At 58.9% G+C, this 26516-nt stretch carries 18 protein-coding genes; 9 read left to right on the forward strand and 9 right to left on the reverse strand.

Annotated features, from left to right (window positions below; translation table 11 throughout):
• Positions 1 to 30 precede the first annotated feature (30 nt).
• Positions 31 to 834, forward strand: coding sequence for a methyltransferase domain-containing protein (locus SA339_04205; protein MDW5562408.1), 804 nt, complete (start codon positions 31 to 33; stop codon positions 832 to 834).
• A 51-nt stretch (positions 835 to 885) separates the two neighbouring features.
• Here the strand turns inward: SA339_04205 and SA339_04210 are convergent, their stop codons facing one another.
• From SA339_04210 to SA339_04220, 3 genes are all read right to left on the reverse strand, one after another.
• Positions 886 to 1524 (reverse strand): hypothetical protein, encoded by a 639-nt coding sequence (locus tag SA339_04210; GenBank protein ID MDW5562409.1) that lies wholly within the window; start codon positions 1522 to 1524, stop codon positions 886 to 888.
• Positions 1508 to 2389: a polysaccharide pyruvyl transferase family protein gene (locus SA339_04215; protein ID MDW5562410.1), complete on the reverse strand. Its 882-nt coding sequence runs from the start codon at positions 2387 to 2389 to the stop codon at positions 1508 to 1510. Before SA339_04215 ends, SA339_04210 begins: the two co-directional genes overlap by 17 nt.
• A 142-nt stretch (positions 2390 to 2531) precedes the next feature.
• The gene (locus SA339_04220) at positions 2532 to 4580 is read right to left on the reverse strand and encodes a hypothetical protein (GenBank protein ID MDW5562411.1); all 2049 of its coding nucleotides are present in this window, start codon (positions 4578 to 4580) and stop codon (positions 2532 to 2534) included.
• Between the two features lie 230 nt (positions 4581 to 4810).
• On the opposite strand from SA339_04220, the gene SA339_04225 reads away from it, so the two are divergent.
• Positions 4811 to 4954 (forward strand): hypothetical protein, encoded by a 144-nt coding sequence (locus tag SA339_04225; protein ID MDW5562412.1) that lies wholly within the window; start codon positions 4811 to 4813, stop codon positions 4952 to 4954.
• Positions 4955 to 4988: 34 nt separating this feature from the next.
• Here the strand turns inward: SA339_04225 and budA are convergent, their stop codons facing one another.
• Entirely contained in the window at positions 4989 to 5720 is a 732-nt protein-coding gene (gene budA, locus SA339_04230; GenBank protein MDW5562413.1) for an acetolactate decarboxylase, read from the reverse strand.
• A gap of 359 nt (positions 5721 to 6079) precedes the next feature.
• Here budA and SA339_04235 point away from each other — a divergent pair, with 359 nt between their 5' ends.
• From SA339_04235 to SA339_04245, 3 genes are all read left to right on the forward strand, one after another.
• On the forward strand, positions 6080 to 8815 hold the full coding sequence (locus SA339_04235; protein MDW5562414.1) for a PKD domain-containing protein: 2736 nt from the start codon (positions 6080 to 6082) through the stop codon (positions 8813 to 8815).
• A gap of 47 nt (positions 8816 to 8862) precedes the next feature.
• Positions 8863 to 9192, forward strand: a complete 330-nt coding sequence (locus SA339_04240; protein MDW5562415.1) for a DUF6506 family protein — start codon at positions 8863 to 8865, stop codon at positions 9190 to 9192.
• A gap of 224 nt (positions 9193 to 9416) precedes the next feature.
• Positions 9417 to 11657 (forward strand): PAS domain S-box protein, encoded by a 2241-nt coding sequence (locus SA339_04245; protein MDW5562416.1) that lies wholly within the window; start codon positions 9417 to 9419, stop codon positions 11655 to 11657.
• Positions 11658 to 11776: 119 nt separating this feature from the next.
• Here the strand turns inward: SA339_04245 and SA339_04250 are convergent, their stop codons facing one another.
• Entirely contained in the window at positions 11777 to 11965 is a 189-nt protein-coding gene (locus SA339_04250; GenBank protein ID MDW5562417.1) for a hypothetical protein, read from the reverse strand.
• Between the two features lie 349 nt (positions 11966 to 12314).
• Here SA339_04250 and SA339_04255 point away from each other — a divergent pair, with 349 nt between their 5' ends.
• From SA339_04255 to SA339_04265, 3 genes are all read left to right on the forward strand, one after another.
• Positions 12315 to 15869 (forward strand): Ser-Thr-rich GPI-anchored membrane family protein, encoded by a 3555-nt coding sequence (locus tag SA339_04255; GenBank protein ID MDW5562418.1) that lies wholly within the window; start codon positions 12315 to 12317, stop codon positions 15867 to 15869.
• Between the two features lie 433 nt (positions 15870 to 16302).
• Positions 16303 to 17562, forward strand: coding sequence for an oligosaccharide flippase family protein (locus SA339_04260; GenBank protein ID MDW5562419.1), 1260 nt, complete (start codon positions 16303 to 16305; stop codon positions 17560 to 17562).
• 307 nt (positions 17563 to 17869) lie between these two features.
• On the forward strand, positions 17870 to 20032 hold the full coding sequence (locus SA339_04265; GenBank protein MDW5562420.1) for a right-handed parallel beta-helix repeat-containing protein: 2163 nt from the start codon (positions 17870 to 17872) through the stop codon (positions 20030 to 20032).
• A 70-nt stretch (positions 20033 to 20102) separates the two neighbouring features.
• Here the strand turns inward: SA339_04265 and SA339_04270 are convergent, their stop codons facing one another.
• The gene (locus SA339_04270) at positions 20103 to 21251 is read right to left on the reverse strand and encodes a glycosyltransferase (protein MDW5562421.1); all 1149 of its coding nucleotides are present in this window, start codon (positions 21249 to 21251) and stop codon (positions 20103 to 20105) included.
• 173 nt (positions 21252 to 21424) lie between these two features.
• On the opposite strand from SA339_04270, the gene SA339_04275 reads away from it, so the two are divergent.
• Positions 21425 to 22234: a PIG-L deacetylase family protein gene (locus tag SA339_04275; protein MDW5562422.1), complete on the forward strand. Its 810-nt coding sequence runs from the start codon at positions 21425 to 21427 to the stop codon at positions 22232 to 22234.
• A gap of 4 nt (positions 22235 to 22238) precedes the next feature.
• Here SA339_04275 and SA339_04280 read toward each other — a convergent pair whose 3' ends face one another.
• The 3 genes from SA339_04280 to SA339_04290 form a co-directional block, all read right to left on the reverse strand.
• On the reverse strand, positions 22239 to 23357 hold the full coding sequence (locus SA339_04280; protein MDW5562423.1) for a GNAT family N-acetyltransferase: 1119 nt from the start codon (positions 23355 to 23357) through the stop codon (positions 22239 to 22241).
• A gap of 145 nt (positions 23358 to 23502) precedes the next feature.
• Positions 23503 to 24552 (reverse strand): glycosyltransferase family 4 protein, encoded by a 1050-nt coding sequence (locus SA339_04285; protein ID MDW5562424.1) that lies wholly within the window; start codon positions 24550 to 24552, stop codon positions 23503 to 23505.
• Positions 24553 to 24688: 136 nt separating this feature from the next.
• On the reverse strand, positions 24689 to 26368 hold the full coding sequence (locus tag SA339_04290) for a hypothetical protein (protein ID MDW5562425.1): 1680 nt from the start codon (positions 26366 to 26368) through the stop codon (positions 24689 to 24691).
• Positions 26369 to 26516 lie beyond the last annotated feature (148 nt).

A 26516-nucleotide genomic window follows, 5' to 3' on the forward strand; every position in this document is an offset into this window, starting at 1 on the left:
ACAAATAGTGCCACCGGCACATCCGAGTGTATGGACTCTGAGTGCCGGCTTTGTGGCCACGACACAACGAAGGTATTCACTGCATTGATGATGGGCAGGCACCCGATCGAGTATCGGCTGTGCGGGACCTGCGGGCTCCTGCAGACGGAAAGGCCGTTCTGGCTGAATGAATCCTACTCCGCGACGGTCAATCCCTCGGACACCCATCTGGTGGTGAGGCCCATCGTCCATTCGAGGGTGGTGAGCTCCATAATCCTGGCGTTCTTCGACCGGGGCGCCCGTTTCGTTGACTACGGGGGCGGTCTCGGGCTTTTCACCCGGCTGATGCGAGACCGGGGGTTCGATTACTACTGGATGGACCCCTACGGTGAGAACCTGATGGCCCAGGGCTTCGAGTACGACGGCAACGGGAGGGTGGAGGCGGTCAGCTCGTTCGAGACCTTCGAGCACTTCGCCGAGCCAAGGGCGGAGATCGACAGGATACTGAAGATATCAGACTCCCTGCTATTCTCCACCGAACTGCTCCCCGACGCCATCCCTGGCCCCGAGGAGTGGTGGTACTACGGCCTCGAGCACGGGCAGCACGTCGCCTTCTATTCCCGAAGGACGATGGAATACATCGCCCGCGAGCATGGGCTGAACTACTACCAGTGCGGGCCGGTCCAGTTGCTGGTCTCCAGGCGGCTGGACCAGGGCAAGCTGAAGCTCATCGGTAGGCTCCCAAGCCCGGTCGCCGATACCTGGAACCGCTTGAGCATGCCCACCCGGACGGTCTCGGACATGGAAGCCATCGTGCGGAAGGCCAAGCTGGAGCAGATGAGGGAGCGGAAGTGAGACGACGCCGGACGTGTCTCCCTCTACGACGAGCGGAGGTCATTTCAGTAGCTAGCCCTGGCGCCGCCTTCCCCGGGCCACCCACCAGATGAGCACCACAGCCGCGGGAATGGCGAAGATTAGGAGCACCCAGACCAGGGCGGTGATCCACGTGTACACGAGGTAATCAAAGGTCCAGGTGGCGAAGGGAACGTTCCATCGGCCATCGAGGTACACCTTGAGCAGGAAGGCGAGGGAGACCAGCAGGGAGAAGGCACCACTTCCATCCGAGCGGCGGGAACGGTTACGGAAGAAGCGATACTCCCTCCGTTCATCCAACGGCAGCCGCCTCCACCACAGCCAGGCCGCCACGGCGGCCACGGCCACGGGGATGCCGATGAGCAGCAATTCCCAGAACAGCAGGTTCAGGATGAAGGTCACCAGGTTGCCCATCGTCCACAGGTCCAGCGTCGAAGGAACCAGGCCATCGATCTGCGCCTGACCCACGAACCACAGGAGCACAAGGATCATGCCCACGAACGCCAAGGCTGCCGCCACAACGAACAGGGCGAACGCCCTCCAGTGCCTCCCCATGAACCGTTTCCAGCTATCGGAGTTCGCTTCCGGTCCGGTCTCTCGCATCATCGTGTCCCCGCTCCCGCAGTCTGCCAATGTGAGCCCCGCGCCCATGAAGCTATGGGAGCGTTGCATCATCCCCGGGCAGGAACGGGCACGCCTCCAGCAGCTCGTTGAGGTCGATCTCCATGGTCCTCCGGGAGCAGGCGGCAATTAGCAGGTCTGCATCGATCTCTCCGCGGACCGGCTGCGGCTGGACGTTGCTTTCCCCGATGCTCTCGTAGTAGTCGCGGAACTTGAACCCTCGACCCTCGACCTTCGAGGAGAGCTCGATCCACAGGGACGGAATGCGATAGGCGTCGGCGGCGATGCACCCGTGCAGGGAGCTGGAGGCTATGGCTCGGCAGCTGCACAGGTCGTCGACGAAGGTCCCTACGCCGCTCCCGACGTCGAGCACCTTGACCTCCCTGCTCCCTTGGAACTGTTCCAGATGGGGCGAGGAGGCGTCGAAGTAATGGGGCACGATACCTAGCTTGTAGCGCTTGGTCACTTCAGGCCGGTATATCCGAGGAAAGAGGAGCACTGGATCCCCGTAGATGGGAGGGCAATCGATGCCCTGCCTCAGCAACCGCTCACGGGTTAGGGGGCCTCTGACCGCGCGGATGGCCCGGGGGCGGACCGGCACCGCGCTGTTCGCCGAGATGAGGCCGGTGCCCCACACCACCGTGTTCTCGTCCCTGCAGACCTGGAGTAAACTTCCCACAACCATATGCACCGGCGAGTCATGAGGATTGGAGACGCGTCGGCCCAGCACCGGCCTCCTTCCGGAAAGGTGCTGGACGATGATCGGGCTGGTCCGGTCCCCCCAGTTCCTCACCCCCGTGAACCAGTCCACACGGATGTACTCGTCGCGGAGCACTGGACCGTAGATGTTGACCATGCCTGCCGGATCATAAGTGCTTGCCGTGCGCCCCAGCTCCAAGAACCTCGGCCGATCCATGGCATCCCCTGGCCCGGTTCGGTCCCCCCGGTTTATTAGCTTTATCCGCTCCCGGGGCAGGTCGATCTCCTGTCGCCCTGCTGAGGTCCGAACAGATGAAGGATCTGAGTGTGAAAATTAAAAAAAGGTAGGAGAAGGGGTTTCAGTACATCTTCCTGGAGCGCAGGAAGACCAGCATCAATGCCACCAGCACGCCGACCAATGCGATCCCGCCCACGATGAGCACATCGGCTGCGATGCCGCCGTCGCCGGCACCGCTGGTCGCCCCGGCCTTGACGGTCACCGTGGCGCTCTGCAGGGCGGTGTTGCCACTGCTGTCGACGGCCATCACGGTGATCGCGTGGTTCCCCGCGCTCAGGCCGGCGAGGTCGTAGCTCGTGGAGTTGGCTAGGAGCGTCGCCACCGTGCTGCCGTCCACCAGGATGGTATAGTGGTCGATGGTGTGGTTGGTGGTGCAACTCCAGGTCAGGTGAACGATATCGCCGACCGAATAGCTGGCGCTGAGACTACCCAGGCTTAGGGTCGTCCCGCTGTCCGTCTGCGAGGGGGTCGTCGAGTTGCCGCTGACCTCCACGCTGAACCGGGTCATGTTCTGCCCCCATCGGCCGTCGGCGTCCATGGCCCATATGGTGACCCGGTGCGTCCCCGAGGTGAGGCCGGTGAAGGTCACCGAGTTGAGGTTGGCGTCGATGGTGGAGTTCGTTCCCCCGTCCAGCGAGGCACGGATCTGATTGATCGCCGATGACGCGGACACCACGAACCTGACGGTCACGGTGCTGGAGGTGAACGCCTGCTCGGGGTTGGGGAAGGTGATCACGGGGTTGGTGGTCTGGATGGCCAGGGACAGCGCTTTACTCTGCTCGACGTTCCCGGCCATGTCCTGGGAGTAGTACTGCACCAGGTGAGTGCCCCCGTTGGTCAGGGTCACCGGCCCGGTGTACCTGATCCAGGAGCTGGAGTCCACCCGATAGTATGTGGCATTGATCCCCGAGCCGGACTCGGCGGCGCTCAGGGTGAAGGTGGCCGATCCGCTGTAGGTGTTCGTCGAGACGCTCGTGCCCGTGACCTCGATGCTCGTGCTCGGGGCCACGGTGTCCACGACGGTCGACGCTTCGGGCGCGTTCTTCAGCGTCTCGTTCCCGCCGGCATCATCGAAGCCCTGAGTGAAGAACTCATAAATGCCATCGCTCGGGGCGGTGAAGGTGATGGGGCTCGTGGTGTACTCGCCGCCGTACTTGGTCCAGTCGCCAGTGCTGCCGGCCCGGTAGTAGAGGTTGACATGGGAGAAGCCGGCGGTGGGGCTGTTGGCGGCGTAGCCGACGGTGAAGGTGTGGCTGTTCTGCACCTGCGCCAGGTCGTCCACGCTCGTCTCCACCGGGACGTTCGAGACGCTGGCGTCCGAACCGACCAGATCAATGTCGTCAAGGTACACCCCCTCCTTCATCCCTCCGTTCTGTATCTTGATACCCTGGGAATCGTAGGCATTATTGGAGTCCCCCCCGCTTGGAGACACGGAACCGGACACGAACTCGAAGCCGATCTTGGTGAGATCGTTCGGAACGGTCAGAGTGACCTTGATCCAGGTCTTGGCGATGGCCTGGGCGTAGTTGTCGGTCCACAGCACGTGCTTCACCATTCCGTCCCCGGTACCGGTCCAGTAGACGACATTGAGGAAGTCGTAGCCTATGGTGCTGCCGTCGAGCGGCTGCTTGGCATCGGAGACCCCGGTGTCGGACCAGAACCAGAAGGTCAGGGTCACGGTGCTATAATCGGACGCACCCACCACCGTCTTGCGCATGATGGAATCCTGACCGGTATCATACCGGGGAACCCACTGGGATTGAGATGTGGTCCCGGGCAAGCCAGTAGCGTTGACGTTCCAGGCTTGAGTGTATCCGATCTCCCCATCGGCCATGGTCACGGGTATGAGATAGTGGCTGTTGTAGCCCACCCTCGAAGCATAGATGGCGTGGGAACCACCATGGTTGTTATGGGCGAGGCGACACCAGTAGTCTTGGTCGGCGAGGCCGGTGCTGTTCGCATCGAACCGCTCCCATCTCGCGTTCCACTCATCATAGGTGGCTTCCTCCGCATCCTCGTGCACAAGGGTCACGGGAGTGGAATCTGCCAGGGCCTTCATTGGCAGTACGGTGACGATCATCGCTGCCATCAGCAGCAGAACGAAAGTCATCACGAGCGCATCCCGACGCATGAACCCTGCCAAGCACCTATGTTGGACTTAGTTATTGTTGTGATTGTTTTTTATTTATAGAAACTTTGATAATTTCACTTGCCTGGCTTTGTCAGCTATATGTATGACGTAACAGCGTGACGGGTGCCCCGAGCCCGATCGGTCAGCGACAAACCCACTAATACCTCCCCGAGACCTCGATGAGGTGGGTTTGACCCGGAGGGAGCTTGATGATACCCGAGAAGAACGTCGAGGAGGTCAAGAAGAAGGAAAAGAGGGTCGGAGAGAAGACTAACGAACCAGAGGACGTCCGACGACATGAGGACCTCCTGCGTCCCAAGAAGATGGGAAAGCCGGAGGAGAAAAAGGAATAATCGGACGGCCTATTATCGCTTCTTTTCAAAGAGCCTAGTTGAGGTCGACGTCGTAGCTGGCGGTGCTGTCCCAGTAGGCGGTCACATCCTCGAGCTGCAGGTCCAGAACGTGCCCGCCCTTGCTCCTATCCTGGCTGATGAAGTGGAAGTGGAACCCCGATGAGCTCAGGCCGGCCGAGCTGTCGGGGGACCATAGGCCCACCAGCGTGCCAGCGACATCTTGGTACTGGAACACCGTCTGGTTGGCTATCACGTCCTCGAGCGGAGGATACGGCGCGGTCTGTCCCGGCACCGACCGTACCGTCACATTGAAGGTCCCGTCGATGCGCAGAAGGTAGAACACCGTCAGCGAGGGCAGTGACGTCTCCAACAGGGACTTGACCCCGCTGTAGTTCATCCCCTCGGTTATGCTCACGCTCCCGTCCCGGTCGAACCTACTGATCTGGGCGAACGGAGTGAGTTGTCCGGAAGGCATCTCGCTCACCGATCCATCGGCGGCAGCGCGGTAGCACCGTCCGTCGATGACGATCATCTCGCCATCGAGCCCGTTGAACGTTCCCAGTCCGATATCGCCGTGATCGAGCATCGACCCTACGCTCGCAGTGCCGTCCAATCGCCCATCCACCAGGTCGTCCAGGCTGCCGATTTGGTACAAGGTGTCTCTCTCCTGGGGGGGCGAGGCGAGGGTGAACAACCCTGCGCCTACGATCACAATGGCGACAATGATCACGAGGGCCATCGCTAGCGGCCGGACGGGACGGTCCATGGTCCCGCCCATCGTCGGGGCCGTTTATAAAGGCGGACTCCTGACTGGCAGGAGTCAAGAACACCTACCGGATGACGTTCAGTATGAGCGTTTCTGTACTAGGTATTGTCTTCGATCCTGTCCAGCTCGGCCGCGCAACAGTTGCTGAGAATCGGTCACCACGAGCATCCAGACATCATCGCTCGCTCCTGGCAGCGTTCCTTTCTCATCGGCGGATTATAAATTTCCATTAATTTTATCTACGATGATAACGAATGTCCGGGCCGTGTTGCTATCACATAACTTCGCAATTCCCTGTCACTTCTTCCCTATATTCGAGGCGTCCACGGTCATCGTTCGCGGATCGCGGAGGTGATGGGATGAAGAAGCGATGTAGCAGGTTGATGGCGTTCTTATCCGTCATGGCCCTCATGCTGCCTGGCGTTCTCATAATCTCGGACCTCCCTTCGGCCTCCGCCGCCCCTACCTATGGCGTGGTGAGCGTACAAGGGACCACGATCCTCGTAGACGGCCAGGCACCCGCAGATAAGTTCTTCGGAGTGGTGGACACCACCGCCCTGGCCTTCGCTACCCTGGCCTACATCGAAGGCCAGACCCAGTACGCGGGCAAGAGCTCGGTGTTCAACGGACCGGACACCGGCAGCTACAGCGCGGTCTCGCCCTCCGATACCGCGGCCCACTTCTTCGATCGGTATTTCGCTCTTCTCGCCTACTACCACTGCAACACGGTGCGCATCGGGGCCGGCGATACCTGGGCCACCAAGATCCAGTATGATGCGTGGGCCAACCATCACGACGCTTTCATATCGTTGCTCAGAACCATGGAAGCCGCGGCCGAGGCCCACAATATATGGATAGTCCTCGTCCTCGCCGGCTCCACCGAGTACCCCGCCTGCACCTTTGGCGGGTCCGGAACGGTATTCGACAACTCCTCCTCGGCCTACAGCAATTACATCAATTACAGCACCGAGGTCATGGCCTCGTTGGACGGTCTGAAGGGCATCGCGTGGTTCGACATGTTCAACGAACCCGACCACAACGCGGTATATGCCTCATTCTGGAAGACGAGCGGTGGGAAGAGCGCCTTCCACGCCTGGGCCTGCTCGGTAGCGAACGACACTCGGTACGCGTCCTCCCACCCCCGCACTATGGGTGTGGCCGGCCTAGGGAACATGTTCGGCTGGGGGCGGTCTGATTTCGATGTCTGCACCGGAACGGTACCGTTCGAGATCGCTTCCCGCCACTACTATGCATCGGCCACCGGTTCCTCGAACGCCTACCTGTTCAGTACTCCGGAGGCGTGGGCCAGGGCGGACGGCAAGCCCCTGTACTGGGGCGAGATAGCCAACAACGGCGTGTACCCCCTGGTACGCTATGCCTTCGGTGAGAGCTCCATCTGGTCCGCCGGTGGTCAGGCCATAACCTCGATGGTGCTGACCGGCACTGCTGGCTATCCGCTCGGCGCTAGCACCGCGCCCAACGCATCGTTCTCCGTGACCCCGACCTCGGGGAACGCCACTACCGTGTTCACGGTCGACGCGTCGGCCTGCACCGACAAGCAGGATGCTTCGTCCGAGCTTCAGGTCAGGTGGGACTGGAACGATGACGGGTCCTACGACACGGCGTGGAATTTGTCCAAGACTGCCTCCACCTCGTACGCCAGGAGCGGTGTCTACACCATCCGCATGCAGGTGATGAACTCGATCGGCGCCATCAATTCCACCTCGACGACGGTGACGGTGAGGGCAGGCGACCCATCGCTGATCATCAACACTCCATCCGACGGAGCAAGGTTCAACACCACCTCGGTGCCGGTATACTGGAACAGCACCGACCCGGGGGCCGATATCGCCGTCTGCTCGATTCAACTGGACGGCGGAGCGCCGGTCTCGATGGCCCCGGCCGCCACTTCGTACACCCTTACCGGCCTCACCGACGGCCAGCACACCGTGGCCGTTAGCTGCCAGGATGGGGACGGTATCTACGCCAACGACTCGGTTCTCTTCCTCGTGGACACCACCTCCCCCGGCCTGATCATCACCGCTCCGGCCGCGAACGCTAACGTCGGCGGCGATGTCGCCCTGGCCTGGAAAGGGAGCGACGTGACCTCGGGTATAGCCTCCTACTACGTCCGGCTGGACGGCGGGGCATGGACCACGCTCTCGCCGACCACCGTGAGCTATGCCTTCACCGGTCTATCCTCAGGAAGTCACACCGCGTCGGTCCGGGCGGTGGACGCGCTAGGCAATCTCGCCGAAGCGTCGGTGACCTTCACCGTGGTCCGGTCGTCCCCACCGACCGTAACGATCGCCGCTCCCACCAGCGGGGGCGCCTATGCCAGCACATCGATGACTGTCAAGTGGACCGGCAGTTCGTCCACCTCGAGCATCGCCAGCTACCTGGTGCGGATGGACGGAAGCTCCTGGACCACGCTGTCCTCGAGCACCTCGAGCTACACCTACCGCAGCTTGGCCCAGGGCGCCCATACCGTGACCGTTAGGGCCGTGGACCTTGCTGGCAGCTACAGCGAGGCGACGGCGACCTTCGTCGTTGACACTGCCGCCCCGTCGCTTACCGTCACCACGCCCACCAGTGGGTCGTACGTGTCCGCCCAGCCGAAGGTAGGGTGGAAAGGAAGCGACGTGACCTCGGGCATCGCTTCCTATCTCGTTAGGGTCGACGGCGGGACGTGGACCACGCTATCATCGAGCACCTCGAGCTACACCACCGGTTCGCTGTCCCAAGGCAGCCACAGCGTGACGGTGAGGGCGGTGGACAAGGCCGGTAACTACAAGGACGCCACGGTGAGCTTCCGCGTCGATGCTGCCGCTCCCTCGCTGACAATCACCAGCCCCCGCAGTGGCTCGACCTCCACCACCACCTCGGTGGCTGTGAAATGGTCGGGAAGCGACTCCTACTCCGGCCTTTCGGCGTACTATGTCAAGCTGGACAACGGCGTATGGACGCAGTTGAGCTCCACGACGACAAGCTACACCTTCCGTGGCCTTTCGCATGCCACCCACACCGTGACAGTACGGGCAGTGGACAAGGTTGGCAATGTAAGGGATGTGGCGGTGAGCTTTACCGTGAAGTAGGCTAACTATCCAATGAGTTGATATGCGGCCGGGATGTTGATGAGGTCATGTCCGAGACGAAGTTCAGAGCGGCCATGGTGGCCATGACGCCGGACGCGGACCCGATGAAGCACAGGAGCGTCATCGAGACCCCCATGTACTCGTTGACCACGGTGCTGGTGAGGAACGAGGACGAGGCGGTTGTGATGTGCAGGAGATTGGTCGATGCGGACGGCATACAATCCTTCCTACTCTGCCCCGGGTTCACCAACCAGGGTGTGGCCAGGGTGGCCGAGGCCGTCGGCAGTAACATATCCGTCAACGTGGCGAGAGGGGACGGGCCCAGCAACGCCATCGCCCACCGCATCATGAATGAAGTGGGGTTCTTCAGGCATTGAGGCGCCAGTGATGGGAGCGACGACGCTCTCTGACCACCTGATCCAAACAGCGTGGGCGAGCACTGCGGCCATCGGGCGGCCTGGAGACCGACGACCACCTTCCCAGTATGTTATTCGTCCACACTGATATGGCAGACGATCAGGCGACCAAGGATTATCTAGGTGGGAGTCTGATTGAACCAGTGCTCATGCTGTTCTGGTGACCGATGTCTCCGCTCGATGGAATGCCCGCTCAAAGACTGAAACAGATCATCCGGCTCGCTGACGAAGGCCTGTGGGTCCTGGATGCCAGCGGCAGGACCGACCTCATCAACGAAAGGGGAGCGGCCATCCTCGGCCACAGGGGAAAGGACATCACTGGACGGTTCCCATCCGAGCTCGGGCTTCCAGAGCTGGACAAGATCGAGAGGGTGGAGAGCTATGAAGGGCGCCTGCGCCGACGGGACGGTTCGGAGAGGTGGTTCTCTCTTTCCGCCACCCCGTTGCTGGATGCGAACGGCGGACGGGATGGTACCCTGGTCACGCTGCAGGACATCACCGGCCGCAAGCAGGCGGAGGAGATGCTGGACATCATCGACACCCGCTACCGCTCCCTTTTCCACAACCCCCACGAGGCGGTGGCCCTGCTGCGCTTCGTCCTCGATGAGGGGGGTGAGGTCGTCGAGTCGGTGTTCGTGGACATCAACGCCCTGTTCTCCAAGGCCTTGGGGAGACCGAGGGAGGAGATCATCGGCCGATCGGTGGCCGAAGTCCTGGGAGCCAATACGCTGGACAGACACTTGTCGTTGCTCAGGGAGATGCGGGCCGGAAGCATGCCAGTGACCTTCGACTTCTACCTTGAAGAGCTGGACGCTTACGTGCGCAGCCTCATTGCCCCGGTAGGCGCGGAGATGTACATTCTCTCGTCGCTGGACATGACCAATGTGGCCAAGGCCCGGCACCAGTCGGAGGACAACGCCGAGATGGCCCGCCAGCAGGCCGAGGAGATCAGGGCCCTCATGGACGCCGTGCCCTCAGCGGTATGGATCGCCCATGATCCTGAGTGCCGCCTGATCACCGGCAATAAGGCCGCAGACCAGATGTACGAGACCAAGGACAGTGAGAACGTCTCTGCGGGGACATCGTCGGGCCTCGAGTTGAACATGGACCGGCGCTTCTTCAGCCACGGGCGGGAGCTCCGCCCGGAGGAGATGCCGATGCAGGTGTCGACGGCTAGGGGGGTGGAGGTCCGGGACTACGAAATCGAGGTTCTTCTCCCGAGCGGCAGGCGGAGGACCCTTCTGGGGGACGCCATACCGCTGTTCGACAATGGCGGCAGGGTCCGCGGAAGCGTGGCATCCTTCATCGACATCAGCGAACGCAAGCGCAACGAGCAGGACCTGGCATTCCAGGCGCATCTGCTGTCCAGCGTTCACGATGCCATCGTTGCGCTGGACAAGGACTTCCGGATCATCTACTGGAATGGCATGGCCGAGGACCTCTTCGGATGGAAGGCGAGCGAAGCGATGGGACGGGATTCCGGGGACCTCCTGCGAAACAGGAAGCCCACCCACACGATCGACGATTCCACAGGCAGGCCGATGAAGGATAACTTCTATGACGGGGATGCCGTCTACTTCCACAAGGACGGGCACGAGATCTACTGCTCGGCCCACGTCCGGGTCGTCAGGGGGCCGGAGGGAATGATCAGCGAGATCGTGGCCTCATTCCGCGACATCACCGAGAGCAAGAGGGCGGAGCGGGAGCTGCAGGAGTACTCCAAGCAGTTGGAGCGGTCCAACGATGAGCTGCAGCAGTTCGCCTACGTCGCATCGCACGACCTACAGGAGCCGCTGCGCATGGTCACTCTATACATGGACCTACTGGGCAAGCGGTACGGGGAAGAGCTGAGCCCCCAGGCCAGGGAATACATGAACATAGCACGCCAGGGCGCGGATCGGATGAGGCAGTTGGTGAACGACCTCCTGCAGTACTCCCGGATCGAGACGCACAAGGAGGACTTCACCACTGTGGACATGAACCTGGTGGTCCAGGCGGTAATCGGCGACCTTGCGTTGGCCATAGATCAGAACGGAGGCCGAGTAACGTCCGAAACCCTCCCGAACGTGGTCGGGGACACAATGCAGATGAAGCAGCTGCTCACCAATCTCATCAACAACGCGATCAAGTTCCACGGCTCTGGGCCGCCCCTGGTAGAAGTGTCAGCGAGCACTGTCGGCGACATCTGCGTCTTCTCTGTGAAGGACAACGGCATCGGCATCGACCCCAAGTACCAGGACAAGCTGTTCAAGATGTTCTCCCGCCTACATACCAAGGAAGAGTATCCTGGGACGGGCATCGGCCTGGCGATCTGCAAGAAGATCATCGAGCGGCATGGAGGATTGATCTGGGTGGACTCCGACGGTAAGGCCGGGTCCACGTTCTTCTTTACTCTGCCCCGCCCGACGGTCAACGTCGGCGATTAGTCATAAATCGTGCCAATTAGTCCCTCGAACTGAAGCAGGAAGAGCACATCTCAAGCGAACAGCTAGGGGGCGCAAAAACACCCGCCGCACCTGCCCCAGGTGAAAGATCGGAGAGAAGATCAGCGGACCGATCTCCATGCTTCGGCCCCTGAGAGGGCCCTCTCGAAGGTGGCGACCTTCCCGCAGGCCTCACACCTCTCGGTGACCTGGACCTCGTTGAGCTTGAATTTGAGGACCTGGGGATGTCCGCATCCCGGACAAAGTACAGTTCTCAGGACGTAGTGTTGGCTCTTTTGCATGGATTGCATAGCTATCGACCTAGGTCGGTTATCCTCGTTTCGGAGGGGTGGCCGAAAGTGAGGTCCGCTTGTGAACTTGGTGGGCTTACCATCTTTCGCGATAAAGGCGCCGGGAATATTCGTCCCTCAACCCTCGTCGCCGGTGCATTTGCAACCTTCGATCGAAAGAATTCGGTCCGTTTTTCTGCGTCCGCAAGAGGCGGCCATTTTACTCATTATCTGGAAAGATACCAGTAAATGGCATCCCAAATGGCAGAAATATTTAAGTAATATTTAATCAACTATTATTTTCACGGAATTATAACTCATATTTAAAATGGGGGGCGTAAATATCAAAGATAGTAGTAAGATTGGAAGATTGTCGGCGTATTCGATCACCATCGCAGTCATGCTGTTGGCGTGCTCATTCTTCGTGATGTTCACATCCAACGCTGACGCGGACAGTGGTCCTGCGCCATCGGAAGTAACGATATTCGATCAGGACTATTCTCAGAACGCGGCCATACCACAGAACATCGTGCTCGGCAACAATCTGCAGTACAGCACCGATGCGACCCTGAGCTATAATACGGGCGAGGGAGCTGTGGAATACAAGACTGCCAGCGGACAGGTCGGTTCGATGTACGTCGGTATCGAGCCCTTCGTGAATGGTAACATCACGATTGATCTGAAGGTGACTTCGGATCATTGGAAATCGAGCACCTATATCACCGGCTCGACGTTCGTGATACAGACCCTCTCCCTCCCCGAGGGAGGTGCCAGGGTCATATCGTATTATGCAACGTCCGCCAGTGACTATGCGTACCAGTATTACGATGTCCCGGCCAGCGCGCTGAGCGATGGCATCAACACCATCCACATAATGGCGGTCGGGACGACCAAGAGCCTCACCATCTTCTACAACGACGAGTACAAGATCACCACCCCCATGAGCAGCTGGTCCATCCAGGCCCTTCCCTACGACCCCTTGACCCTGCCCATGCTGCGGTTCGACAACGAATTAGGCTCTTATGCGACCTGGGCGTCCGTGCTCCTATACGGCGTCAAGGAGACGGTCAGCGGCGGTGTCGTCACCGCGGTTCCGGGTAACGATTACCTGTCGTTCGGCATCGATGCCCCCAAGGTGCAGATAAATGCCCAGGGGACCTCGTACATGTATGCCCAAGGCGATGTGGGCGTCGCCTGGGTAGATGTAGTCTGGCTGCAACAGTACCCCGAGCAGATCACCTACGCCAAGGATCTGCTGGCAAAGGGCTGGGAGCTGGGCATACACTTCAGTAAGGCCTTGAACACCCTGTCAGCCAAGGATGCTCAAGCCCTGATGCTCAGCGAGTACAACCAGATAACCCAGATCTTCGGTCAAGCACCGACCACCTGGTGCTCGCTGTATAACAGCGATACCGTTGACAACGCGGTCTACGCTTACAACTCTCTCCATATGCTATGGAGGACCGGTAGCTCCGGCACCGGGTACCTTGCGAACATCGGTAACCTGGACGATGAGCGGTGGTCGGAGTTCTGGTCCAAAGTATCCGATGCTCAGATGGTCTACCCCTGCTTCACCCACAACACCGATCAGACGGTGGCGGACGACTATTCCATCAGCTACAGTAACTTCGTGAATTGGGTGGACAACTACGAAGGTAAGCACATCATCGGATTCAACGAGTACTATTATCGCATCGCGAACCAGGTCGACACCAAGATACACTATCAGACCTACTCTCCCGACCAGGACGTCAAGTTCTCGGTCGAGTGCAACGGCTTCCCGTCCAGGCTCACGATAAGCTTCTCCACTGCCAGTTCGGCACTGGTGCTGAAGAACGGAAACCTATTGGCCAAGGGCACCGACTATACCGTCGCAGGCAACCAGATCGTGTTGTTCGCGCGGTCCAACGATGTCATCGAGGTCAAGACCCAGGGGGCCACCCCTGGTGCTCCGCAGAACATAGGCGCCGTGGGAGGGGATTCCAAGGTGACCCTGACCTGGAGCGCTCCGTCGAGCAACGGCGGCAGCACGATAACTGGCTACAAGATCTACCGGGGCAGTTCATCGGGCAGCGAGACCCTGCTGACCACCGTCGGCAACGTCCTGACCTACACTGACACCGCGGTCACTAACGGCGTCACCTACTACTACAAGGTTAGTGCGGTGAATGCTGTCAACGAGGGCCCCCAGTCCAGCGAATCTTCGGCTGCCCCGACAGCGGCGATCACCGCTCCGTCGGCACCTCAGAACGTGGTCGCCACCGCCGGCAACGGCCAGGTCGTTCTTACCTGGAAAGCTCCCGCCAGTAATGGTGGCAGCGACATCACCGGGTACAAGATCTACCGGGGCAGTTCATCGGGCAGCGAGACCCTGCTGACCACCCTGGGTAACGTGGCGACCTATACCGATGCCTCGCTCACCAACGGCGTTACCTATTACTACAAGGTAAGTGCCGTAAACTCGGCGAAGGAAGGTGCGCTGTCCGGCGAGGTCTCGGCCAAGCCAGTGGCCGTGCCCTCCGCTCCCACCCTGGCTTCGGCCACCGCCGGAGACGCTAAGGTGACCCTGACCTGGAGTGCTCCGTCGAGCAACGGCGGCAGCACAATCACCGGATATGCCATCTATCGCGGGACCTCGACCAACGGCGAGACCCTGCTGACCACCGTCGGCAACGTCCTGACCTACGCCGATAGCGCGGTCACCAACGGCGTCACCTACTACTACAAGGTCGCCGCGGTGAACTCGATCGGCACCGGCGTCCAATCGAACGAGAAGTCCGCTACCCCGGTAAGGGCGATCACTGTGACCGCTCCGGCCACCGACGCGACCTGGTACAGAGGCTCGTCCTACACCATCACCTGGACCGCCAGCGGCAGTGCGGATGTCCGCATCGACCTCATGCAGGGGTCGACGGTCGTGGACACCATCGCTGCCACCACGGCCGATGATGGTTCCTATTCCTGGACGGTTCCGGCGACCGAGGTCCTGGGATCGGGGTACCAGATCAGGGTAAGCACGGCCAGCGATCAGAGCCAGTTCGCCCTAAGCCCGGGTAAGGTCCAGATCGCCACCTCTGCGGTGACGGTCACCGCCCCCGCTTCGGCTTCGACGTCGATCGCCGGAAGTACCGTCAAGGTGACCTGGACCACGGCCGGCAAGGTGTCCAACCTCAAGGTTGACCTCCTTAAGGGCGGCGTCGTGGTCCAGACCCTGTCCGCATCCACTCCCAACGATGGAAGCCAGAGCTTCACGCTCCCCTACACCCTGTCCGCGGGAAGCGATTACTCGATCAAGCTGACCGATACCACCAATGCCGGGGTCAGCGGGACGAGCGGTCTCTTCACCATCAGGGCTCCGGCGATGACCATAACCAGTCCCAACGGCGGGCAGACCTTGGTCCAGGGAGCGAGCGTGAGCGTCCAGTGGACGGGCGACCTGTCTGTGCTGAGCAAAGTATCCATCACCCTGTGGAAGGATGGGGTCAAGGTGGCGACCCTGGTCTCCAGCACGACCAATACGGGAAGCTACACCTGGACGGTCAGCACATCCCTGGCGGCGGGGTCGGGCTACTCCATCCGCGTGGCGTCCGTCGACTATCCGCAGTACTACGACCAGAGCGACTCCACGTTCACCCTCCGTAAGGCGGTGCTGACCGTGACCTCGCCCACGGACGGGTCGAGCTACGGGCGGCTGTCCAGCGTGGCGATCAAATGGACCAAGGAATCCGCGAACATCGGTCAGATCAAGATCGAGCTGTATCGCAGCGGCGCGCTCAACAAGGTCATCACGAGCAGCACTACCAACGATGGGGCGTACACCTGGATCGTGCCCCTGCTGCAAGCATCTGGCTCCTACCAGATCAAGATAACCAGCACGTCGGATTCGACCATCTACGCCTGGAGCGGCACCTTCACGGTCCGATGATGCCGCCCCAAACCCCTTTATTTTTTCATCATCAACCGTTTTTTATCCTATCTCGTTATGAACGTCGCCGATGGTTGCCATTCCATGGTGACGATCATCATCTCTAACTGCATCGTGCTCGTCGGTTCGAGAAAAGGTCGCTGCACCGATCCGGTCTGGGTATGATTATCCATCCAGAACGAATATTAATAGTTGGATGTTAATCGGCTACCGAGCATGGACGCTACTGACATTAAACGGCCTTGCACGGTCTCTCACCTTCATCATGGTCCGGAATGCGGCCGATCTCAACTGACCGATCCTGCCGGCTCGAGATCATGCCGCTCTGGAATTGGTCGTCGTCCATCGGGCCATCTCCATGATCCCGCCCCGATCTCGGAGGCTTATGCGATCCCCCGACGCTTGTTTCGAACATGGCGGAGGAGGATCTGACATGGCCCGTACCTTCGAGAATCATATCGTTGAGTCGGTAAGGACGCGCCTCTCCGCCTTCAATCCGTTGAATCTCTACCGGGATCGCCTGTATCGCAACTCCTTGTTCATCATCCTGGCCTCGATAGCCGGCTCCTGTCTCGGCCTATTGTTCTGGGTGATCGCCGCTCACTACTATTCCATAGGCGATATAGGCCTCGCTTCCACTCTGATATCGACCTCGAGCCTGATATCCACGGTCGCCGGGTTGGGCCTGGACCAGGCCATGATCCGCTATTTCCCCAGCCGGGACAAGTCAAGGATCTTCGGGACGGCCCTGCAGGCTAACCTTCTCTTCTCCGTCGTCCTGGGAGTGGTCTTCGTCCTAGGCGCCTCCATATGGATGCCCGACCTGGTGACCGATCCGAGCTATCGCATTCTGTTCGTGGTGCTGACCTGCGTAATGAGCGTGTCCGGTATCATCAGCACCTCCTTCATCGGATCACGGATGGCCAAATATGTGCTGATAATGACCTTGTTGCTGGGTCTGAGGGTCCCCCTGCTGATCCCCTTCGTCCCCCTCGGGAGCATGGGTGTCCTGGCCTCCCTGGTCCTGGTATACGTCCTGATGTTCGGAGTATGTGCCATCTTCCTCTACCGCATGGGCATCCGGCTCGGAAAGTTCGATTGGGCCTACTTCAAGGAGTCCTTCTGGTTCTCCACCGGCAACTATGTCGGCAACATCCTGTACTCCCTGCCGACGCTGGTTTCGCCCATCATCATCTACAGCATGATTGGGTCCAGCGAGGCTGCCATCTACTACATGTCGCTGTCCGTCACTGCCATTGTCTTCTATGTGCCATCTTCCTTCTCCACCTCCCTTTTCGTGGAGGGAAGTCACGGGGAGAGCCTGGGCAAGATATTCAAGAAATCCCTGATGGTCATATACGCCATACTTATCCCCCTGGTCCTGCTCATCATCTGCCTGGGACCCTGGATCCTGGGGATCCTGGGCGAGGAGTACGCCGCCCAAGGACCGATCATCCTGGACCTGCTGGTCATCTCCAGCCTGTTCCTGGCCCCGTACCTGGCAGAGAGCACGGCCCTGAAGATAAGGGGAAAGGTAAGAGGGCTCATCATCCTCAGCGCGATAAACGCGATATCGTTCTTCGCCCTGCTGCTGGCATTGGTCTCCCTTTACGGAATGGATGGCATCGGTATGGCGTGGATCGGTTCCTTTGCCATCTGCACGGTGGTCGGTTATGTGATGGTCCGGGACTGATCACGAGCAGGGTTCGTTCCGGCGTCGTCCCTCCCGGCCCTGGAGTCGTCGATAATCGCCGATCATCCTTGCTTGCCATGCCAGCAATATGGCGGAGAGCGAACTTGCGGCCTCATGGGGTAAAAACGATCGCCGTTTCTTCTATCTTGCCAAATAATCAGGTTTGATATTTTGAATGCTACTTTTTAATTATCTCCGGCCTTAGAAGGCCAAGTAATTTTGTCAATCATCGAGTATTATTAATAAAATAATATTAAAAACCAAACGCCAACAATGTCAGGACAGGGCGAAAGCGCGGGGTGGTTCGATGGTAAAAGTCTTTAATAAGCTCGGACGGAAGCTGAAGTATCTGGTAGTGGTCGTCGCGATTGTGGCTATGGTCATCAGCGTCGCGGTCATGGTCCCCCTGACCTCGGGAAGCACTGACCCGACGGTCTTCGGCAAACAACGCAAAGTCAGCTCGTCCATCACCATATCCATCGACTCTTCGACCCAGACCGTGGGCAAGAACGTCCACGCCGATTGCATCCTCAAGGCCGGAAGCGGTATCACTTATGCCAAAGTCTCGATCAAGGTCATCCAGCCTAACGGCTTGACCGCCTACCCCACCCAGGGCTCGTCCACAACCACGGGCAGCAATGGCAAGTTCTCCATGGACTATACTCCCAAGATGACCGGTACCCACAAATTCGTGGCCACCTTCAACGGAAACAGCTACTACTCCTCAGCTACCGACACCGAGTCATTCATCGTGAAATCTTCGACCTCCTCCCAAGGGACCGTGGCCAAGAGCTCTTCGACCATCGACCTGACAGTCTCGTCGTCGACCGTCTACACCGGCGCCACCATTCACGCTTACGGCCAGCTTAGCAGCGCCTCCGTCATCAGCAACGGGGCGGTGCAGCTGAAGGTGACCCTGCCCAACGGTGGAACGGCTTATCCGGTGCAGGGATCCTCCGTGTCCGCTGACAGCAATGGCAGCTTCACCGCTGACTACGTCCCGACGACGACTGGTACTTTCACTTTGACTGCCACCTTCGCCGGGGACAGCACCCACAGCGGTTCCTCGGCTAACGTGTCGTTCGTTGCGACAGCCCAACCTTCCGCGACCACGGATCCGACAACCAACACCACCACGGGCACGACCGATACGACCACCAACACGACCACCGGTGCCAACTCCACGGTGGCCTCCTCCTACAAGTACATCGTTACCAACGTCGGTGGGACCTACTACGCCAAGAACGCGGTCACCGGCGCGACCATATCGTCGGGCACCAACGCGGCCACGGTCATCCAGGCCGCCCTCAACTCCCTGACCTCCGGCAGGACGGTCAAGGAAGGAGTCCTGCTGCAGGGCAGCTTCACCCTCACCTCGGCGATTACAATTCCCAGCTACACCACCCTCAAGCTCGAGGGGACGGTGACCGCCACCTCTTCCAACCACATGCTCACCGCCAACGGGCAGGCCAATCAGCCCAAGGCCTACTTTGACATCGTGGGCGGGGAATGGAACGGCAATGGCAAGTCCAGCATTCCCTTCTACTTCCGGTACTGCAGCGACGTCTCCGTATCCGGGCTTAAGGTCCATGACAGCCCCAGCGATCTCATCGAGTTCATATCGTGCAGCCGGATCACCGTGTCCAACGTCGAGAGCTACAACGGCGTGGGGTCATGCTGCGGGCTGGTCTACAGCAACAACTGCGTGGTGGAGAACAACAACTTCCATGATGGGGGTTCGGGCATCTACTGCTACGCCGAGGATGATGGGATCGTGCAGGACATCAGCGATATGATCATCCGGGGCAACACCGTCGCCCGCACCCAGGCCTCCGGCATCGAGGCTCCCAGCCTGAGGGGTCTGGAAGACATCGGCGATAATTATCTGATCGAAAACAACCTGTGCATCGACTGCGGGATGGACGGGGACCACCCCGGCATCATGGTTGGCTGGGGAGGCTTCGGCTCGGTGCAGATCAGGTTCGCCACCAACGCCATCGTGCGCAACAATGAGATCTACACCACCGGCGCCTATGCCTGCGACCAGGGCATCGACTTCAAGTGCAATTCGGGAGGCAAGGTCTACGGCAACTACATCCACGATGCCTACACCGTTGGGATGATCATCAGGGGTGTGGGCAATGAGGTCTACAGCAACACCATCACCGGCGGCCGGACCAGCGCCCCAGGAGTGGAGCTGTGGGACGCCAGCTCGACCTACTTCCACGATAACGTTCTTACCGGTCTCAAGGGCACCGGGATTTGGATCGTTGTCAGTGACGGGTCCAAGGTCGGATGCAACAACAATGTCATAGACCACAACACCATCAACGGGGTCTCCGGTGAATGGGTATCCATCTCCGATTCCATAAGCACGGGGAACGTGATCCAGAACAACACGTTCTACAAGAAAGGCTCCATAGCCAATGCCGGAACGGGAACCGTCATCCTGAACAACACAATCATCTGATCGGATAGCCCGGCCCGAACGAGGTGAGGGTAGCCCCGCCCCCATCCTTTTGGATGGGCTCGATTCCGGGCTAGCTCTCCGCGGGCTGAGGATTGCCGGCCGCTTTGGGTCTGTCGACCTCAGTGGCCTCGAGAACGCCCTGGTAGACCTTCACCGTCTCCTCGGCGATCCGCCTCCAGTGGAAGTCCGCCGCGTAGGTACTGATGGCTGACCGGTCCCACTCCCGTTCCAGGGCCTTTTGCAGCTCTTCGGCCAGTGCGGCCGGGTCTCCCCGTTCGCACAGCAGCCCGTATCGGTCCGAGGATACGATCTGGGGCACTCCCCCCACCTTGGTCCCCACGAACGGGATCCCGCAGGCCAGGCACTCGAACATGACTGTCGGGTTCCCCTCGTGACAGCTCGACAGCACGAATATGTCCGCAGAGTTGTGCCACAGGCAGATGCCCTCCGCGGTCTGATAGTCAACGATTAGGGAGATCTTGTCGCTCAACCCGCTATTCTCGATCTGATCCCTGATAGCCTGCTCCTGGGAGCCGTGGCCGACGATGCACAGATGGACATCGTCCCTCTTTTGGCACAATATCCTCATCGCTTCGATCAGGTGCCGGTGGGCCTTGTATCTCTCCAGGTTGGCAATGTTCACCAGCAGCTTGCCCGGAGCGGTGATGCCCAGCTTGGCCCTCGACTCCTCCCTGTCCAGCGGGAAGATGGCTTGGGGATTGAACCCGTTGGAGATGACGTGGATCTTGCCCAGAGCGGTCGAACCGAACGCCTGACCGAACGCCTCCTTCTGCCGGTTGGAGACCAGTATGCACGCCGATGAGGAATCGAGCACAAGTTTCATCATCCGATGATGCGAGGAGACGAACTGCTCGGTCTGGCTGTAGTGGAATGTGAATATCTGCTCCTTTCCCAGGATGCGGGTGAACACCGAAGCTACCATGGCAGTGATGAACCCTGGCATCCCGCCCGAGGATTGAGTATGAACGATGTCGTATTCTTTCCTCCGCTTCACCAGTTGAATGGGGAACCCGATGAACCGGCCGTACATCTTGTGGATGATGGCGTCGATATTCTCTCCTGATCGGGAGAGGGACGAGTCGTAGGTAATGAGCTGCAGGCCAGGCATGCCGGTCATTTCCTTCTTCAAGTACCTCATGTGGTTGCTGACGCCACCGGTCTTGTCTTGCGGCCCCTCCATGAAAACCCGAACGTTCATTGCTTGCCCCTCATCTCCAATTCTTTTAGACCTAGATTATCATCTGAGATATATTATGATTGCAACTTATATATAAATAAACCGATTAGGCATGGTTCAATAGTTTATCCATTATATATGATAGATAATTCTTAAATGGGAAATGATCATCTGACACGAGCGGGGTGGAACGCATGGTAGGTGCAGCCAAGGTAGATGAGAGGGTCCGTCCTCTCCTTATCGGGGGGAAGATGAGGAGATATATGAAGTTCGTGAAAATTTTTGGTCGGATCACCGTGGGAAAATGCTCGCCACAACCCCCCATCAGGCCGGTGGAGGAGGCCCAGAGAGTGCTAGTCATCGCTCCCCACCCCGACGACGAGGTCCTCGGTTGCGGAGGGACGGTTAAGAAGTACGGGGAAAGGGGCGCTCACATCAAGACCTTGTACTTCACCGATGGGAGCGAGGGCAATCCGGACCTCGGCGGTCAGGAGTTGGCGACCATGCGGAGGCAGGAGGCCGAAGAAGGCCTCAAGATCATCGGATGTCACGATAGCCAGTTCCTCGACAACAAGGATGGCGACCTGCGCGCCGATCGCAATGCCATAGGCGCCACCGGGGAGGTCCTGGATATGTTCCATCCGGACATAATCTTCGTTCCATTCATTTTCGACAACCATTCCGACCACATCCAGTCGGCCATTGCTCTTGCGGAGGCTCTTAAGAACTACCGGGAGCCTGTGATCTGCTACTGCTACGAGGTGTGGACTCCCCTCTTTCCCAACCTGCTCGTCGACATCACCGACACCATCGATGCCAAGATGAAGGCCATGGACGCCCACCGCTCGCAGATTGACCATCAGAACATCAAGGAGTGCGTCTTCGGGCTGAACTCATACCGGGCCATCGGGTGGGGCAAGAAGGTCAAAGCCTGTGAGGCCTTCTATAGGTGCTCCAGGAAGGAGTACATCAAGATCGTCCTTGATCAGGGAAAGATCGGCTGATCGGTCACTCTCCGTTGCCTTTGGTCCCCTCGTCTGCGGGGCCGGCCTCGCTAGCCTGATGCACGGGCTTGTCCCGGTCCTTGATCTCTTTGAGCTTCTGATACCCTGAATAAATGAGCCGGGCGCCATAGTTCATAGGTGCCACAGTCGAGTAATAGTCATGGTATTCGGGCCCGAACCCCCTCTTCATGGCGTAGTTTCGGTCCATAGGGTCCTTGTTATTGGTGCCGAAGCAGACCAGGTGGATATTGTTGGCGTAGGCAAATTGGATCTCTTCCCATGAGAGCGCATAAGGTGGATGATAGGTCTTGCCGATGTCTCGATTGAGGGCCAGATAACGAAGGTGGATGGCCCCTCTCTGAGTATCGATCAACCCCATCGCCCCTCCGGCCAGGTGATCGTCCTTCTCCAGGAAGGTCATCCTGAGCTCATCCTTGGAGAACAGATCGAAAAGAATCTCGAAGTGGGACTTGGCAAAGGGCGAAGCTCCGATGTAATTGAGGTTCTCCTCGTAGTAAGTGTAGAACAGGTCGAGGTCCTTCTTGTCCCTGGAATCCCGGATGGTGTAGCCGGACTGCTCGAACCGGCGGACGTATTTCCTGTGGTTGCGTCGGCTCTTTCCCGACAGCAACGTATTCCATATGTAGTCCGGAGGATTCTGCTTAAGATCGAGCATGAAGTAGCCGTTGGTGTGAAGGGGATAGGTCTTCAATCGGCTCTGGCTCAGGGTGGCATCGACACGTTCAATGGCCCGGGGATCGGGATCGGTGACTATGGCGAAGGAGTATCCCTCTGCCTTCGCCATCGCGGTCAACTCCTTCGCCACCTCCTCGTAGATGGCCATGTCCTGCGCTCGGTCGACGAGGATATGCCTGATGTCAGTGGCCGGGGGAGGGGTGAGCGATCTCCGTCCATGAAGGGGGACCTCGAAGAAGGGGCAAATGGCCACCGGCTTCTCTTTGTCATATATGATGAAATATCGGCCTTTATGGCCGAACGACCGCTCGATGACCTGCTTCCATCTTAGCGAATGATAGATAGTGCCATCCGGGCAGTCACGATTGAAAGCTTCCCAGTCCTGTTCGTTGTCCTTCGTCAGCTGCTCGCAATGGAACGGTGCCATTCAATTTTATTAGATATCTTTTTATTAATAATCTTTGCTATTCGTGTCCCGCCTGCAACAACGGACCCCTGGCCAGCCATGGCCAACGCCACCAGCGCCGGCTTGGGCTTCCTGGACAGCGTCCTCCGCCCCGGTTTAGGCGAGTTCACCGGAAGTTGTCTTGATAAGCTCGAACGGTACGTTCCCAGGTGTACCGGCGGGCGTCCAGCTCGGCCTTGCGTCCTTTTCGCTCCCGGTCCTCGCGGTCGGAGATGAAACGCTCGATGGACTCGGCGATCTCTTCCGGCTCGTTGCTGACCAATCGGCCGTTGCTCTCGTTGATGATCTCGGGTATCCCTCCCACCGCCGAGGCCACGACCGGCTTCCCCTGGGACATCGCCTCCAGCACGGCCATCGACAGCGCCTCGTTCAGGGTGATGTGGGTGAAGATATCGCACGCCCTCACCGCCAAGAAAGGGTTCTGCAGGTTCCCTGTAAATACGACGTGGGACGCTATGCCCTCCTGTCGAGCATATGACTTCAGTTCCTCGGCGTACCGGCCCTCGCCCGTCAGCACGAGAACGATACGGGGATGGCGTTCCAGGAGCAGTTTCAGGGACGACATGAGCAGCTTCACCCCCTCGTACTTGAGCCGATGGTTCAGGAGGCCATGTCCAAGCAGCATGATGTCGCCGTCCGTCAGACCGTACCGCGTCCTGAACACTTTGACCTCTTCCTCTGGGATCGAAGGTGGATTCACTCCAGCGTAGGTGATGATGCTCTTCCTGAAGGTCGCGCCATAGATCTTTTTGGTCTCCGCCTCCATGTACACGGTGGTGAAGGCCACGACGTCGCACCGACCCCACAGGAACCTCATCATCCTTCGGTTCAGGAAGGACGGGTCGTCGGCCACGGTGTGGACCGAACCGATCAGGCGGGTACCGCTCACCTTTCTATACATCAGGCCGGGGATCAGGCAGAACCAGTAGCTCAAGGAGATGGTCACCTTGGGCTTGGATCGGAGCAGCTCGAGCAGTGAACCGGCCATGAACAGGAGCTTGTTGCGGGGCAGAGCGACGTTCTTGGGGTCCCTCCCCTCCCTGAATAGCACGAAATGAGGGATGCCCTCTGCCTGCAGTTCATCGGTGAAACCGACCAGGAATGTCTTGATGCCCCCGCCGGCGCTCTCCTTCCAGAAGTTGGTGACAACAGCCACTTCTTTGCCACCAACCCCGGCTGCACCTGACCGCACTTGCCTCTCGGTTTCGGTCGTCCCCATCGGAGGATTTGGAGATCGCGTCATGGGAACGTTCACCGGTTCGTCTGTCATCAGCGCAACCATCGATGGACCCTCATGCTCTCGTGTAGGTGGTCAGACAATCGCTCATGTAAACGTGGTTGACCTCGGTCGACCACGTGACCGAGCCGAAGTCGCTGGCGTTGTACTTGTCGGCGGCCGCCCAGGTCCTGGTGTAGGCGAGGACGTCGTAGTCGGAGAAGATCAGATATTGCATGCTTTCCGTCCTGTTGGCGTTCAAGAACGGATCGAGATGGGGGGACGCTTCTGTGATGTTCCACAAATTGCTGTTCTGCCTGACGGCGATCTCGTCATGGGACAGGCTGGTGAAGCGGATGGGATTGGTCAGGACGACGTAGGTCATCGAGCCGTTCTCCTGCTCCGTGATCAGCCAGTTGTTGCCGACGACCTCGGACTTGGCCAAAGCTCCGTTGGGATAGACCTCCAACGGATCCTGGTACATCGTGAATACGGTGGCGACCATGCAGACCACGATGAGGGCGGCCAGCGCCTGGGACCGGTACCTCTTCTTATCCTTCCTGAAAGTGTATAGAAGGTAACCAACCAGAGGTATGGTGAAGATCATGGTGAAGTTGAGATTGATCATCCGGAAGGGATTGTGAGTATAGGTGAACACGACCATCACCGCAAGGAATGCCGCTCCGCCCAGGAAGCAGGCCATGGTAACGGTCATCGGATGCGTCCTCCATCCGTTCTTGAGGATTATTATCCCCACCCAAAGGGACAGGAGGATGTAGATCAGATCATCCACTGTCACCACGAGTATCGATTGGACTATCGACAGAATTCCCATCTGGGAGGATTGCCCCTGAGCGGTCCCCAGGGTACTGGCCCCCACAGCCAATCCCATCAGCTGCTCCACAATGTTCTGAAGGTCCCGAACCAATCCCGCGTTGAAGACGATCCAGCCGAACAAGATGACGACGCAGAAGAGAAGGAATGAAGGAGAGATGGACCTTACCTTCGTTCTGGACAGATCTTGAGTCAAGAGGGTGATGAACATGACGAGGAGGGCCCCAACGGCGACCAGGGGGTGCCCGAACACGAAGAAGAGGACCATCAACCCTGCAAGTGCCTTGTAGCTCGCCTTTCCCGTGGTGCATCGTTGCAGGATGAAAAAGAAGAAGGGGAGCATGAGCACGCACCAGGTCTCGTGGTATATCGTGGGGATGTACCACGCGAAGAAGATGGGAATGGCTGCCATCATCATCGATGTCACGAACAACGGCTTGGTCGATATGGCCCTTGCCCAGCACAGGATGCCCAGAGTGTAGGCGGTGAAGAAAAGGGCAGGGAACAGTTGCGACATCATGACAACGCTCTGTCCGGTGACCATCCCAGTCATGGCCATGATCAGTGATCCGATGGGATAGAAGTTGTAATCGGGGATCGAGCCCAGCTGGACTATGTCCTTCCCAAAGCCGACGTAGGTCTGAGAATCGAAGCGCTCGAGGTAGATGAAACCCCTGTAGAGGTAGAGTGTGATAAGAACGAAGTTGGTGATAAGGAGCTGGAATAGCCCCACGCTGAAGAAGAATCGGCTTTTTCCGTAGCTGAAGATTAGGGTGGCGATACCGGAAACGATTCCCAGGATGATCGCGATCCAAAAGATGGCAGGAGTGCTCTGATATACAGAATATTCATACTTGCCCATCGGAGCGTTGTACACCGAGATGATGGCTAACGTCATCAGGACGAACGAGAACGCTGCCAATAGGGCGAGGCGCCGCCGGACCTTGCTCTGACTCCACTCCGTATTGTCAATCTCCCCAGCCGTTGATCTTCAACTCGGCGGCACAAGAATGTCGTCCGCCTAATTATATATCATGTATCAAAATTATTAGAAAAGAATCCATATGGTG

This window comes from Methanomassiliicoccus sp. (genome assembly GCA_033485155.1).
In the GTDB taxonomy this organism is placed as follows: Archaea; Thermoplasmatota; Thermoplasmata; order Methanomassiliicoccales; family Methanomassiliicoccaceae; genus UBA6.